The organism is Streptomyces sp. VTCC 41912 (genome assembly GCF_045799175.1).
GTDB lineage: Bacteria > Actinomycetota > Actinomycetes > Streptomycetales > Streptomycetaceae > Streptomyces > Streptomyces albulus_C.
This window is the reverse complement of sequence record NZ_JBJMAB010000004.1, coordinates 148956-162645: the sequence shown is the minus strand read 5'-3', so window position 1 is coordinate 162645 and position 13690 is coordinate 148956. Positions and strand designations below refer to the sequence as shown.

At 72.4% G+C, this 13690-nt stretch carries 14 protein-coding genes; 10 read left to right on the top strand and 4 right to left on the bottom strand.

The genetic code is table 11. From position 1 onward, the window contains the following. Positions 1–18 precede the first annotated feature (18 nt). From ACJ6WD_RS08030 to ACJ6WD_RS08020, 3 genes are all read left to right on the top strand, one after another. Positions 19–1023, top strand: a complete 1005-nt coding sequence (locus ACJ6WD_RS08030; RefSeq protein ID WP_407615385.1) for a DUF1177 domain-containing protein — start codon at positions 19–21, stop codon at positions 1021–1023. A 109-nt stretch (positions 1024–1132) separates the two neighbouring features. After that, on the top strand, positions 1133–2848 hold the full coding sequence (locus ACJ6WD_RS08025; RefSeq protein ID WP_376444464.1) for an OPT/YSL family transporter: 1716 nt from the start codon (positions 1133–1135) through the stop codon (positions 2846–2848). A gap of 31 nt (positions 2849–2879) precedes the next feature. Further along, positions 2880–3620, top strand: coding sequence for an AroM family protein (locus ACJ6WD_RS08020; protein ID WP_407615384.1), 741 nt, complete (start codon positions 2880–2882; stop codon positions 3618–3620). 43 nt (positions 3621–3663) lie between these two features. On the opposite strand, the gene ACJ6WD_RS08015 is transcribed toward ACJ6WD_RS08020, so the two are convergent. After that, the gene (locus ACJ6WD_RS08015; RefSeq protein ID WP_233655680.1) at positions 3664–4272 is read right to left on the bottom strand and encodes a hypothetical protein; all 609 of its coding nucleotides are present in this window, start codon (positions 4270–4272) and stop codon (positions 3664–3666) included. Positions 4273–4406: 134 nt separating this feature from the next. Further along, the gene (locus ACJ6WD_RS08010) at positions 4407–4730 is read right to left on the bottom strand and encodes a hypothetical protein (protein WP_233655681.1); all 324 of its coding nucleotides are present in this window, start codon (positions 4728–4730) and stop codon (positions 4407–4409) included. Positions 4731–4803: 73 nt separating this feature from the next. Between ACJ6WD_RS08010 and ACJ6WD_RS08005 the strand changes: the two genes are divergently transcribed. The 3 genes from ACJ6WD_RS08005 (at position 4804) to ACJ6WD_RS07995 (ending at position 7117) form a co-directional block, all read left to right on the top strand. Then, positions 4804–5055, top strand: coding sequence for a hypothetical protein (locus tag ACJ6WD_RS08005; protein WP_331246923.1), 252 nt, complete (start codon positions 4804–4806; stop codon positions 5053–5055). Between the two features lie 147 nt (positions 5056–5202). Continuing rightward, positions 5203–5877: a type 1 glutamine amidotransferase domain-containing protein gene (locus tag ACJ6WD_RS08000; RefSeq protein ID WP_376444455.1), complete on the top strand. Its 675-nt coding sequence runs from the start codon at positions 5203–5205 to the stop codon at positions 5875–5877. 397 nt (positions 5878–6274) lie between these two features. Beyond that, the gene (locus ACJ6WD_RS07995) at positions 6275–7117 is read left to right on the top strand and encodes an alpha/beta fold hydrolase (protein ID WP_407615383.1); all 843 of its coding nucleotides are present in this window, start codon (positions 6275–6277) and stop codon (positions 7115–7117) included. Positions 7118–7342: 225 nt separating this feature from the next. Here ACJ6WD_RS07995 and ACJ6WD_RS07990 read toward each other — a convergent pair whose 3' ends face one another. Continuing rightward, positions 7343–8704: a cytochrome P450 gene (locus ACJ6WD_RS07990; protein WP_376444449.1), complete on the bottom strand. Its 1362-nt coding sequence runs from the start codon at positions 8702–8704 to the stop codon at positions 7343–7345. A 254-nt stretch (positions 8705–8958) separates the two neighbouring features. Between ACJ6WD_RS07990 and ACJ6WD_RS07985 the strand changes: the two genes are divergently transcribed. Beyond that, positions 8959–9648, top strand: coding sequence for a TetR/AcrR family transcriptional regulator C-terminal domain-containing protein (locus tag ACJ6WD_RS07985; protein WP_407615382.1), 690 nt, complete (start codon positions 8959–8961; stop codon positions 9646–9648). 19 nt (positions 9649–9667) lie between these two features. Here the strand turns inward: ACJ6WD_RS07985 and ACJ6WD_RS07980 are convergent, their stop codons facing one another. After that, positions 9668–10132 (bottom strand): DUF6194 family protein, encoded by a 465-nt coding sequence (locus ACJ6WD_RS07980; RefSeq protein WP_233656235.1) that lies wholly within the window; start codon positions 10130–10132, stop codon positions 9668–9670. A 46-nt stretch (positions 10133–10178) separates the two neighbouring features. On the opposite strand from ACJ6WD_RS07980, the gene ACJ6WD_RS07975 reads away from it, so the two are divergent. From ACJ6WD_RS07975 to ACJ6WD_RS07965, 3 genes are all read left to right on the top strand, one after another. Next, on the top strand, positions 10179–10928 hold the full coding sequence (locus tag ACJ6WD_RS07975) for a MerR family transcriptional regulator (protein WP_407615381.1): 750 nt from the start codon (positions 10179–10181) through the stop codon (positions 10926–10928). 79 nt (positions 10929–11007) lie between these two features. Further along, entirely contained in the window at positions 11008–12795 is a 1788-nt protein-coding gene (locus ACJ6WD_RS07970; protein ID WP_407615380.1) for a sensor histidine kinase, read from the top strand. Beyond that, positions 12792–13469: a response regulator transcription factor gene (locus ACJ6WD_RS07965; protein ID WP_016575446.1), complete on the top strand. Its 678-nt coding sequence runs from the start codon at positions 12792–12794 to the stop codon at positions 13467–13469. Before ACJ6WD_RS07970 ends, ACJ6WD_RS07965 begins: the two co-directional genes overlap by 4 nt. Positions 13470–13690 lie beyond the last annotated feature (221 nt).

Below are 13690 nucleotides of genomic sequence, written 5' to 3'. Positions count from 1 at the left end.
TCGCACCAGGGAGCCACCGTGCTCAAGCACGTACTCGACGTCCTCCAACTCCTCGACCGCCCGCAGACCGACGGGCAGCTCCTCGCCGCGTACCTGCGCGGCGTGCTCGACGGCGCCGTCCGGGAGGCCGCCGGCACCCCGGCCGCGACCGCCGTCCGGTCGGACGCGGTGGAGATCACCGTCACCCGGGTCGAAGGGGCCAAGGGCGGGACCGACTTCGTCAAGGTCGTCGTGCCGGGCGCCGACGGGGCCCGGGCCGGCGGCGACGCCCCCACGCTGGGCGTGCTCGGCCGGCTCGGCGGCGTCGGGGCCCGGCCCGAACGCACCGGTCTGGTCTCCGACGCGGACGGCGCCGTCGCCGCGCTCGCCACCGCGGCCAAACTGCTCGACATGTACGGGCGCGGCGACGTGCTGCGCGGCGACGTGATCGTCAGCACCCACGTCTGCCCCAACGCGCCGACCCGGCCGCACGACCCGGTGCCCTTCATGGACTCCCCCGTGTCGATCCTCGACTGCAACCGCGCCGAGATCGACCCGGCCATGGACGCGGTCGTCTCGATCGACACCACGAAGGGCAACCGGCTGCTCAACCACCGCGGCATCGCCCTGTCCCCGACGGTCAAGGAGGGGTGGATCCTGCGGGTCAGCGACGATCTGCTGAGCATCCTGGAGACCGTCACCGGCGAGGCCGCGCACGTCCTGCCGATCACCACGCAGGACATCACGCCCTATGGGAACGGCGTGCACCACATCAACTCGATCATGCAGCCCTGCGTGGCCACCGACGCGCCGGTCGTGGGCCTCGCCGTGACCGCACAGAGCGCGGTGGCCGGCTGCGCCACCGGCGCCAGCCACGAGACCGACATCGCCGCGGCCGGCCGCTTCGCGCTGGAGGCGGCCAAGGAGTTCGGCCGCGGCGCCGCGCGGTTCCACGACGCCGAGGAGTTCGCCCGGCTCGTTGAGCTCTACGGGCCCATGACCCGACTCCAGGCGAGCGCGCCCGACGAGGACGCCGCCGCCTGACCTCCTGGGCGCGCCGCCCCGGACCCGCCACGGCGTCCGGGGCGGCGCGCCCCCAGCCCCCGCGGGGCCCGCCCCACCTCACCACCGGACGAACCGCACCGGAGCACCCATGAGCCAGACACCGCCGGCCCCGCCGGCCGACGCCCCGGAGACCCGGGCGGCCCACCCCAGAGCGTTCGAACCCGTCACGTTGATCGTCACGATCGTGCTCTCCGTACTCGGCGCGGTCATCGGCCTCGTCCTGATCACGACCCTCGGGATCGCGCCCAACACCTCCGTCATCGGCGCGCTGCTCGCCATGCTCATCGGGCGGATCTCCTTTGCCGCGCTGCGCCGGATGCGCGATCCGCACCGGCAGAACCTGGTGCAGTCCGCCGTCTCCGGTTCCACCTTCGCCGCCGCCAACTCGCTGATCACCCCGATCGCGGTGCCCTATCTGCTGGGCCGCCCCCATCTGGTGTGGCCGATGCTCGGCGGCGCGGTGATCGGCCTCGCCGTGGACAGCTGGGTGCTCTACCGGGTCTTCGACTCGCGGCTGTTGCCCGCCTCGGCCGCGTGGCCGGCCGGCGTGGCGGCCGCCGAGACGATCAAGGCCGGGGACGAGGGCGGACGCAAGGCCGGGCTGCTCGGGATCAGCGCCGTCGTCGGCTTCCTCGGCGCCCTGGTCAAGCTGCCGACCAGTGCGGCCGGCGTGGCCTTCCTCGGCAACGTCTGGGCACTGCTGATGTTCGGCGTCGGCCTGCTGGTCGCCCAGTACGCACCGGAGGTCCTGCACACCGACCTCGCCGCCCACTACGTGCCGCACGGCGTGATGATCGGTGCCGGGCTGGTCGCTCTGGTGCAGGCGGTCCTGCTGATGCGCGAGCGGCGCGCCGAACGGTCCGCCCGTCAGGCGGGCGAGCGGGCGGCGGCCCGTGCCGCGGCCGAGGCGGCCTACGAGGACCGCTTCGACGCCGAGACCCGCACGGTCGACGCGCGCCGGTTGCGTCGGGGCCTGCTGGAGGGCTTCGTGCTGTTCCTCGCCGGCGCGGTGGTCATCGCCGTGTTCGGTGGGGTGACGTCCGGCATGAGCGGGGCCGGCCTGGTCGGCTGGGTGCTGCTGGCCGGCGCCGCGGCCCTCGTCCACCAGCTGATCGTCGGGCTGGCCGCGATGCACTCGGGCTGGTTCCCGGCGTTCGCGGTCACCCTCATCTTCCTGATCCTCGGGCTGGTGCTGGGCATCCCGATGGTGCCGCTGGCGCTGCTCGTCGGGTACGCCGCCTCCACCGGACCGGCCTTCGCCGACGTCGGGTTCGACTTCAAGGCCGGCTGGATCCTGCGCAAGGACGCCGTGCCGTGGCGGCCGTACGAGCGTGCCGGCCGCCGCCAGCAGTACCTCGCGCAACTGGTCGGCTTCGCCGTCGCCGTCCTCGTCGTCATGATCGCCTGGCAGCCGTTCTTCTCCGAAGGCCGCGTGCCGCCGGTCGCCAAGGTCTACGTCGACACCATCAAGGCCGGTCTCACCGACCCGCACGCGCTGATGATGATGGGGCTGTGGGCGATCCCCGGGGCGCTGATCCAGCTCCTCGGCGGCTCGTCGCGGCAGATGGGCGTCCTGCTGGCCACCGGTCTGCTCGTCGCGACCCCGCAGGCGGGTTGGCTGGTGCTGGCCGCGCTCGCGGTGCGCTTCGGCTACACCCGCTACCGCGATCGCCGGGCCGGCCGGGACGACCTGGCCCGGGCCGACGCGCGGGCCGCCGCCGACGCCGACCTCGCGCTGGTGGGGGCCGGGTTGGTCGCCGGGAGTTCCCTGCACGACGTCAGTCAGATCTACAAGGCCCTCTGACCCGCGCCGACACGAGAGGAACGCACCCACCATGAACGCAGCATCCGGACCCGGCCCCGCGCCGCACGGCCCCGGCCTGGGCCTGGTCACCATCGGGCAGTCCCCGCGCACCGACCTGACCGCCGACGTCGCGCCGCTGCTGCGCGGGCTGCGGGCGATCGAGCACGGCGCCCTGGACCTCGACGAGTTCACCGGCCCGGCCGGCGGGCGGACCCGCGCGGACCTCGCGCCGGCGACCGGCGAGGCCCCGCTCGTCACCAGGCTGCGCGACGGCGGCTCCGTCGTCCTCGGGCACGAGGCGCTCGCCCCTCGGATGCGCGACGCGGTGGCCCGCTGCGAACGGGACGGTGCCGCCGCGACGCTGTTGCTGTGCACCGGCAGCTTCCCGCCGGTCCCGGCCCGGCGGCCGCTGCTGTACGCGGAGCCGCTCGTCCAACAGGCGGTCCGCGGCATCGCCGGCAGCGATCCGGTCGGGCTCGTGTGCCCGCTGCCCGACCAGCGCGCCGACGTCGAACGCCGCTGGTCGCAACTGCTGCCCGGCACCGTCCGGGCCGCCCCCGGCAACCCCTATGCGGACGATGCCCTGGCGCACGTCGCCGAGGCCGCACGCGAGTTGGCGCGTGGCGGCAGTCGCTGGCTGGTGCTGGACTGCATCGGCTACACCGAGGCGATGCGGCGGGCCGCGGCGGCCGCGAGCGGCCTGCCCGTACTGCTGTCCCGCACCCTCGCGGTGCGACTGGCCACCGAAGTGGCCTGCGCCGTCCCCGGCTGACCCGGGCGCGTCGCCCGTCCCTGGCCGGGCGCGGCGGTGTGCGTCAGGAGCGGAAGCCGATGAGGCCGTAGCCGGGTCGTGCCTGCGCGTGGCGCATCCACTCCAGGCACTGCATGACGGCCTCCACCACCTCGGGCTCCAGCGGCGGTGCGTGCTCCGCCCGCTTGGTGGCTTCGAACTCCTCCAGCGCCCGCGCGATCTGCTCGGGCGTCCAGACACCGCACCCCGGCATGTCCGCGTGGGGAACGGGAGCGGGCGGCACGCCGTAGCTGAAGTCGCTGACGGAGACGGCCGTGATGCGCAGGTCCTTCAGTCCCCGGTCGACGGTCTCCAGCCAGTCGCCGCGGTGCGGCGTGAAGCAGTCGTTGGGCAGGAACGAGCCGGTCAACGCACACAACCTCATGTAGGCGTAGCCGTATTGGAAGGCGTGGTGGGACTGATCGCTGAAGGGACCGCCGTGGACGACCGCACGGAGCGCGTCGTACGCGGTGGGGGCGCCCTGCGCGATCTCGTGGCTGAAGTAGTCGTCGTCGCCGGCCAGGTCGTCCTGGAAACGGGTGCGTATCACCTCCAGCAGTTCGTCGTCGCCGGATCCGACCAGGGCGCGGGTCGCGGCCACGTCGAGCAGATAGACGCTCAGGGAAGAACTCATGCCGCGACCCTAGGCGTTGCCACTGACAACGCGCCGTCCCGCGCCGCGGTGCCTGGTTCGTCGCCGTCTCCGGTGCTGTGAACGGGGGCGTTCGCCGGGATGCGTCAACCGGTGCGGCGGGGGCGACCCTGTGCTCAGGCGCCGGAGACCCCGTGGCCGACCATCGAGAGCGGATCGACGACGGAGTCGAACGTCTTCTCGTCGACGTGGCCGCTCGCCAGGACTGCCTCCTTGAGCGTCTGGCCGTTGGCCAGCGCGGATTCGGCGAGGTGCGCCGCGTTCTGGTACCCCATGACCGGGCGCAGCGCTGTCACGAGCATCAAGCTCTCGTCCGCATACCGCCGGATCTTCTCCTGGTTGAGCCGCGTACCGCTGACGGAGGAGGTGCGCAACTTCTCCATACCGTCTGCGAGGATGCGCGCGGAGTGGAGGAAGTTGTTGATGATAAACGGGCGCATGGGATTACCGTGAGAAAGCCGAGGACACCGCCGACCTTAAACAGCGCGTTGGATTCACTGAACGCACAAGAAGGTGTTCAAGGTCGAGGCGATCGACGAGAAGTGCGCCCACCGCTACCGAGAGAGCACCGGGAACAACCACAAAGGATTTCCAGAATCCCGGACCGCGCTGGACCACATTGTCTTCCTGGTCGACGAGCACTCGGACCTGGAAGCCTGGATGGTGCGGCTGGAAAAGCCGAGAATTAAGCGCACGCCGATCCGACACCAGCAGGAACCGTTCACCTGCTCGGCCATGACATTCCGGAATCCGGACTGCGTTTAGCTCGAATTTGCGCCTTGAGGCGACGGGAACGAATTGTGCGGACCTGCGGTTGCCGCGCCTGCCAGCCCGAGGTAGCTTCAGAAACAGTGAATTCTTCCGGGTCCGAAATTGCGAGGAGGCGTAGTCGTGGGTCGAGTTCTGTTTGTGATGACTGGTGCAAGCTACTGGACGTTCGAGAACGGTCATCGCCATCCGACAGGGTACTGGGCCGAGGAGTTCGTCGCGCCCTACCGCGTCTTTACGGATGCCGGATACCAGGTCACGGTGGCAACCCCGGGTGCCGTCATCCCCGTCGTGGACACCATGAGCCTGCAGCCCCGTTACGCGGGAGGCGAGGAGAACATGCTCAAGGAGACCGCGGTCATCGAGTCCGCCGAGGAGCTCCGCCACCCCATCGCCATCAAGGACGCGCGGCTCGACGACTACGACGCGGTCTACTACCCCGGAGGCCACGGTCCCATGGAGGACCTCGCGTTCGACGCGGACTCCGCCGTGCTGCTCCGCAAGGCACTCGCTTCGGGCAAGCCCCTCGCCATCGTCTGCCACGCACCGGCCGCCATCCTCTCGACCCGCGACGAGAACGGGAACACACCCTTCGCGGGCCGCGACGTGACGGGCTTCTGCAACGAGGAAGAAGAAGGCGTCGGCTTCGCCAAGGACGCGAAGTGGCTGCTGGAGGACGAGCTGAAGAAGCTACCCACCAACTACTCCCGTGGTCCCGCCTGGAAGTCGTACCTCGTATCGGACGGCAACCTGCACACGGGGCAGAACCCCGCGTCCTCCGGGCCGCTGGCGCAGGAAGTGCTCAAGGTCCTTTCCTGAGTCTGACCGGCGACCGGCGGCACCGAGCTCCCGGATCAGTCGACCCCGGCCCGACCTGCGACGTGGCGCCAGCCGTCGGAAGCCGTGCCCTTCAGCCGGGCGAGTACCCCACGCTCCAACAGCGACGGCCTGTCAAGCCGTCAGGACACCCACTGCCGCACGGCGAACGACGGCGGAATCGGATGCGTGCCAACCGCGGAGACGCGAAAATGGTGATCCGCGGCACGGCGGAACGCGGACCACCACGACTTCCACGTCGGAGGCTGCTTTCGGGTTCAAGCGGCCGACCGGACACGGCAGTCGCGGCGGCTGCTGCCGACTCCTTCCGCACGATCCTCACGGTTCCCAGCCACCGAAATGGCGAAGTTCACCTTCTACGCCGAGGAAGTGGAAGCACATGACCGTCTCTGGAATCCTCACCCCAGGCAAGGGCAGACTGGCCCTCACCGTGGCGGTCCTCTCCGCCCTGACCGTGGTACCGACCCACGCCGCAGACGATCCGGGCAAGGCCCCGCAGGGCCAGCAGCCGACCGTAGTGCTCCTGCACGGAGCATTCGCCGACGGCTCCAGCTGGAACGCAGTGGTGCAACGCCTGCAGCACGACGGCTACCACGTCATCGCCCCACCCAACACCCTGCGCGGCATACCCCAGGACTCGACCTACCTGAACAGCCTCCTGAAGACCATCAAGGGACCGGTCGTCCTCGTCGGACACTCCTACGCCGGCGAAGTGATCTCACAGGCAGCCGCCGGCCTCGACAACGTCAAGGCCCTCGTCTACATCAACGCGATCATGCCGGACAAGGGTGAGTCCTTCGCCAGCCTCTCCAGTAAGTTCGCGCCAGCACCGCTCACCACGGCACTGAAACAGGTCCCCTTCCGCAACGGGGACGGAACCACCGGCACCGACGTGTACATCCAGCCCGACAAACTCCACGCCACCTTCGCCCAGGACCTCTCCCAGCAGCAGACCTCCATCATGGCCTCAACACAACGCCCCATCGCACAATCGGCCTTCACCGACAAACTCACCGAAGCGGCCTGGCGGGACAAACCCGTCTACGTACTCGTCGGCAAGCAGGACCGCGCCATCAACCCGAGCCTTGAGCGATACGAGGCCAAACGCGCACACGCGCGCAAGACAGTGGAGATCGACTCCTCGCACGTCTCCCTGGTCTCCCACCCCCAAGCCGTTACCGACCTCGTCGTCACCGCAGCCCAGGACACCAACCACCAATAGACACACCGGAATGACGGATGGGGCATGGGGCATGTTGCTCTCCCGTACCCAGGCGGCGGAGGATGCCGCGGGCCGGATCGACTGGGAGGGTGCCGGTGGACTCGACCACGGTGCGCGCGGCCGAACGCGCCGTCAACCGGCTCAAGGGCTTTCGCGCCGTCGCCACCCGCTACGAGAAACGCGCCCGCATCTGGCTCCGCACATGATCCAAGAAACAGTGCCTGGCTAGACCGGTACGGGCGTGCCGAGTCGGGCGGGGAGGTGGACGTAGCCGCGCAGGATGCGGGTGGTGCGGCGTCGGGCGCCGGCGTGCAGCGTGAGGTGCGGGAAGCGGCGGTGGAGGGCCTGGAGGCCGACTTCCGCCTCCATGCGGGCGAGCGCGGCGCCCAGGCAGTAGTGGCGTCCGCCGGAGAAGGACAGGTGCTCCTTGGCGTTGGGCCTGGTGACGTCGAAGCGGTGCGGTGCGGTGAAGAGCGCCGCGTCGCGGTTGGCGCCGGCGAGCAGCAGGGTCACGAGCGCGCCCCGCGGCACCGGGCGGCCGCCGATGCTGGTGTCACGGGTCGCCGCGCGCCCGGTGAGGAACACCGGTGGGTCGAAGCGGAGCATCTCGTCGACGGCGTTCGGCCACAGGGTCGGGTCGTCGTGGAGGGCGGCGCGCTGGTCGGGGTGGCGGTCGAGCAGGGCGATGCCGTTGCCGAGCAGGTTCACGGTGGTCTCGAAGCCGGCGGCGAGCACCAGGCCGGCCGTGGCGCGCAGTTCGGTCCCGGTCAGGCCCCGGCCGTCGTCGTCGCGGGCGGTGACCAGTTGGCTGAGCAGGTTGGTGCCGGGCTGTCGGCGGATCCGTTCGATGTGCTGTGCCAGCCAGGCGTCGAAGTCGCGCAGGGAGCGTTCGACGGCCAGGAACCGGCGTCGGGGCAGCCCGAAGTCGAGGCTGGGTGCCGCGCCGGTGCCGAAGCGCAGCACGCGGTGCCGCTCGGCGTGGGGGACGCCGAGGATCTCGGCGATCACGGTGACGGGCAGCAGGCCGCAGTACGCGGAGACCAGGTCCACGTCGTCGGCGCCCGGCGGGCGGCGCTGGAGGTCGTCGAGGAGTTCCTCGGCGATCTCCTCGGCCCGGGTGCGGAGTTGTTCCACGGCCCGGACGGAGAAGACCCGGGTGACGAGCTTGCGGTACCGGGTGTGGTCGGGGGGCTCGGTCACCAGGAGGGACGGGGGCTTCAGTGGCCCGACGGGCGCGTCGGCACCGGCCCAGGCGGCGAGCCGCCCCCACGGCCCGGTGGTGACGGGGAGTGCGCCGGTGCGGAAGTCGTTGCTGCTGAGCACCTCGCGGACGGCGGGGTGGGAGGCGGTGACGAAGCCGAACCGGCTGCGGTGGACGGGCCCTTCGGCGCGGATGCGGTCCATCAACCGCCGTTCGACGTCGGCGGTGTCGCCGTGCGGACGCGGGCTCCGGGAGAGGGCCACCAGCTGCCCGTGGAGGTCGCCCTGGCGTGCCGCGCGGTCCATGGCGAGCCGGGGCAGGGCGTGCCCGAGGGCCCATCGGACGTCGCGGGCGAACAACCGTTGCGCGTAGGGGAGGTCACTCATGGCGGGTCGCTTCCTTCCGTGGTGCGCCGGCCGTGCGCGCCGGTGGGGCGGCCCGCCGGGTGGTGTGCGGCCGGGCGGGGAGAGGCGGGCGGTCGGGCTCCTCGTGCAGGCCGGCTCGGCGGGGCCGGCGGGGCACCCCGCGCGAAGACTTGCACTGCAAGTCAGTGGTGCCCCGGACGCTAGACTTGCGGTGCAAGTGATGTCAAGGATCGAGTGGGCGTCGCGGTCGCACGGGCCGCGGTCGGGAGGGTGACGTGACGGTTCGAGGCACCGGCCGCGGCAGAAGGCTCGGCCTGACCCGGCAGAAGGTGGTCGCCGCGGCCGTCACGATGATCGACCGCGACGGCGCCGACGCCTTCTCCCTGCGGAAGTTGGCCGTCGAGCTGGACGTGGAGAACATGTCCCTCTACAACCACGTGCCCAACAAGGACGCCCTCCTCGACGGCGTCGCGGAGGCGCTCCTCGCCGAGGTGGAGTTCCCGCAGAACGACACCGACGGCTGGCAGGACCGCATCCGCGCGCACGCCGCGGCCTTCCGGACCCAGGCGAAGCGCCATCCGAAGGCGTTCCCCCTGGTGCTCACCCGCCCCACCTGCTCCCCCGCGGCCCTGCGGGCCCTGCGCTCCACCCTGGCCACCCTCACCGACCTCCGGCTGACGCCGGAGGAGGGCGTCCACGTCCTGCGCAGCTACACCGCCTTCATGATCGGCTCGATCATGCGGGAGCTGGGCCACGCCATCTACCTGGGTTCCCTGGACGACCAGCAGCTCCGGCGGCAGGGCCGCGACATCGCCGCGACCGGCGACCCGGTCCTGATCGCCGCCGCACCCCACCTGGCCGCCGGCAACCACGACGCGGAATTCCACTACGGGCTGGAACTGCTGATCGCCGGGCTGGCGGCCAGGGCCGGCGTCCCGTACGACGGCGGCCCCGCGCGGCCCTGACCCCGGCCGGCGACCGCCGTCAGTCGTCCGCCCCGCGCCGCCGCAAGTAGCGGGCCCGGGCGGCGTCGTGGGCGCCGCTCAGCAGCCGCTCGACCAGTTCCGTGGTCCGCGCGCCGGGGTTGACGACGGAGATCCAGCCGAGGGACCCGTACACCGGGTGCGGCAGCACGGTGTCGACCGCCGTGTGGTCGCGCGGCCGGGTGAGGTCGCCCGGTGCTTCGTCGAGCAGTTCCTGAAACGTCGCACGGTCCACATTCACGTTCACCCGCCAGTGCCCCGGGCGATCGAGGTCGGAGGCGGTGTCGTCGGGATAGTTCTTGGTGACGATGGTCCCGTAGGGCTGGGTGGTCCGCGGCATCCGGCCGTCCGGGGCGTAGTAGAAGAAGGAGTCCCCCACCACGAGGTCCGGGAAGTCGCCGCCGGGCTCCGGGCGGACCACGAGCGCCCCGTCGAGATTCTGCACCGACGCGATGATCTGTTCCATACTCATGGTTCAAGCATGTCCTTCAAGTGCTTCTGTGGGGTTGGTCATGGACGGGACGGCGGGCGGTGCGCAACGGGGACCGCTGCGCACGGTCGATGTCGCCAGGGAGTCGGGGTATTCGGTGCAGCAGGTGCGCGACCTGGAGCGGCTGGGGGTCATTCCGCCGGCGGCCCGCGCCGACAACGGGTACCGCGGCTACGCCGCCGTGCACGTCCATGCGCTGCGCGCCTATCGCGGGCTCGCCGGCGCCGTGGGCCCGGTCGCGGCCCGGCAGCTCCTCCCGGAGCTGCGCACCGGCACCCTCACCGAGGCGGCCGCGACCGTCAACGAGCTGCACGTCCGACTCGCCCGGGAACGGGACGAGGCGCTGCGCGCCCAACGGGCCCTGCACGCCATCCGGACCGAGGACCAGCCCGCCGGGGCGACGCAGGACGACGACGCCATGACGATCACGGAGCTCGCCGAAGCGCTCCGCGTCCGCACCTCGACCCTGCGGTTCTGGGAACAGGAGGGACTCGTCACGCCGGAGCGCGTCACCTCCCTGCGGGCACGTCGCTACGGCGTGCCCGCCATCAGGGCGGCCCGCATCGTCGCCGCCCTGCGCAGTTCCGGTTACGGCATCCCGGCCGTGCGCGAGGTCATCGGCTCCCTGGAGCGGCTCGACGGCCCGGGTGAGACCGAGCGCATCCTGCAACGCCACCTCGACCGGATCGCGGTCCGGACCGTGGCGCTCCTGCGGGCGGGCGCGGACCTGGCGACCGTCGTCTCCTCGCTCGCGGAGCCGGCGACCCCGTAGGTGGCGCCGCGGGCCCGCGGCCGGTGGCGGTCGGCAGGTCTCTGCCTTTCGGTAGAGCGACACCTCGCCCGCAGGGTCCATGCCGACGCCCGCCGGGGCGTCGATACTGGTCAGCGTGGTGCGCACCAACCCGTTCCGTCGGTTCCCCCGCTGTCGCCCGCCCGTCGTACGGGCCGCGGGCGGTTCCGCGCGCACGGTCGCGGAACTGGCCGGAGTGGTCCTCGCCGGCCTGGGCACCTACCTGGTGGTCGGGCGCCTGGGGTTCCTGCCGCACCCGGGGCTCCAGTTGCTGGCGTTGGCGGTCGGTGCGGGGCTGTTGCCGGTGCGGCGCCGGTTCCCCGGGGCCGTGCTGCTGGTGCTCGCCGCCCTGACGGGCCTGTCGGTCGGCGTCGGGCCGATCACGGCGGCGGCCGCCTACACGGTGGCCCGCCGTACCGTGCGGGCGCGTCGGCGCGCCCGGCTGCTCGGAGCGGCGGGGGCCCTCGTCCTGGGTTCCGCGGTGGCGGTCGCGCCGTGGTTCGGCCCCGAACCGGTGCCGTACGCGGTGGCGCTCGGGCTGGTCCTGGCCTCGACGGCGGTGGTCGTGCCCGGCCTGGTCGGCACGGCGCACGGTCAGCAGGGGCGCCTGCTGCGGGCGTTGCGCGAGCGCGGTGACGCGGCGGAGCGGGCCCGTCGGCTCGCCGACAGCGAGGCCCGCATCCACGAGCGGTCGCGCATCGCCGCCGAGATGCACGACCTGGTGGGTCACCGCCTCAGCCTGATCTCCCTGCACGCCGGGGGGTTGGAGCTGGCCTTGGACCGGGCCGCGCCGGAGCTGCGCGAGGAGGCCGTCCTGGTGCGCCGGACCACCCGGGACGCGCTGCGCGAACTGCGGCAGGCCCTCGGGGTGCTCGGGCCGCTCGGCCGGGACACCGGGCCGGACGCACTCACCGACGCGACCGGCACCCGCGCCGACGTCGAGGCGCTGGTGGCGAGGTCCCGCGACGGCGGGATCGCCGTCCGGCTCGACTGGACCGGGCCGGACCTCGACGCCCGCCCGGCGCGGGTCCGGCGGGCGGTGGACCGCCTGGTGCGGGAAGCGCTGACCAACGTGCACCGGTACGCGACCGCGGCGCACGTCACCGTCACGGTCGTGCACGACGAGGCCGACGTGCGGATCACCGTGCGCAACGGTGCGCCGCCGCGTCCGCCGGCCGCCGGGGAGGCGGGCACCGGTCGCGGGCTCACCGGCCTGCGGGAGCGGGTGGAGCTGCTCGGTGGCAGCTTCGACGCCGCGGCGCTGCCGTCCGGCGGGTTCCGGGTGGCCGCCACCGTGCCGACCGAACCCGCCGAACCCACCGACCACGAACGGCCCGGTGCCGCCGGCGCCGCGGAGCGGAGGCCGGGCGACGGCCGGGCGGATCCCCTCGGCCCGGCGGAGGCGCACGGCACGCCGAGGGCTGACGTTCCGTCAGACAAGGGCGGTCGGCCGGACGTCCGGGAGCGCCGGACGGCCGACGTGCTGACGCTGGCTTTCGGGTTGGCGGGTCTGAGCGTCCTCATGGTGCTCGGGGTCGCCTTCGTGTACGCGACCCGACCCCACCAGTCGGGGCCGCCGCCGCTGCCCCGCGTCGGCATGACGTACGAGCAGGTGGCCGGGCTGGGCGTCCTGGACAACGCGGCGGTTCGGGCCGCGGCCACCGGGCACGAACCGCCGCGCCCCGCCGGCACGGCCGGCTGCATCTACCCGTTCAACGGCGCCACCGAGAGCCACCCGGGCGGCCTGACCGTGGCCCGCTACTGCTTCGACGCGGCGCACCGCCTGATCTCCATCGACCGTTTCACCGTCCCGTCGGTCCGGGACGCCACGCCCTGGGAGTCCCCGTGAGCGAACCCGCCCGCCCCCTCCGCGTCCTGCTCGCCGACGACGAGACGATGATCCGGCACGGTGTCCGCCTGATCCTCCGGCACGCCGACGGCATCGACGTCGTCGCCGAGGCGTCGGACGGGCGGCAGGCCGTCGAACTGGCCGCCGCCCACCGCCCTGACGTGGTGTTGCTGGACATCCGGATGCCGGTCTGCGACGGCCTGGCCGCGATCGCACCGCTGCTCGCCCTCGATCCCGCGCCGCGGGTCGTGATGCTGACGACCTTCGGCGACGAGGCCAACGTCATCCGGGCGCTGCGGGAGGGCGCCGCGGGCTTCCTCCTCAAGGACGAGGGGCCACAGGAGTTGATCAGTGCGGTACGGGCGGCCGCCGCCGGGGATGCCGTGCTCTCCCCCGGCGTCACCGGGGCGGTGATCTCCCGGATGCTGCGCGGCGGCGATCCCGCGGCGGCCGACCGCGCGCTCGCGGACGAGCGCGTCGTCCGACTCACCGTCCGGGAGCGGGAGGTCCTCGCGATGCTCGGCGAGGGCCTGTCCAACCAGGACATCGCCGGCCGGTTGGGCATCGGGATCGGCACGGTGAAGACGCACGTCGGCGCCATCTTGGACAAGACCGGTTCGACGAGCCGGGTGCAGGCCGCCCTGCTGGCCCACCGCACCGGTCTGGCGTCCTGAAGCACCACCGGGACGTCGCGGCGCGTGCTCTCCGGGTGCCGCTGGCCCGCGCTGCCCGGCGGCCCGCTGCCGGTGGCCGGCCGGTGACTCGGCCTCTGCCCAAAGGAAGAGCACGGCCGTCCGGACTGTGCCGAAGAGCGGAGAGCGGCCCGCCCGACCCTTGCTTCCGGCAGAGCTCAACTCAGCCGTAGAGAACGACGTTTCCGCAGGTGGGGGCGGTG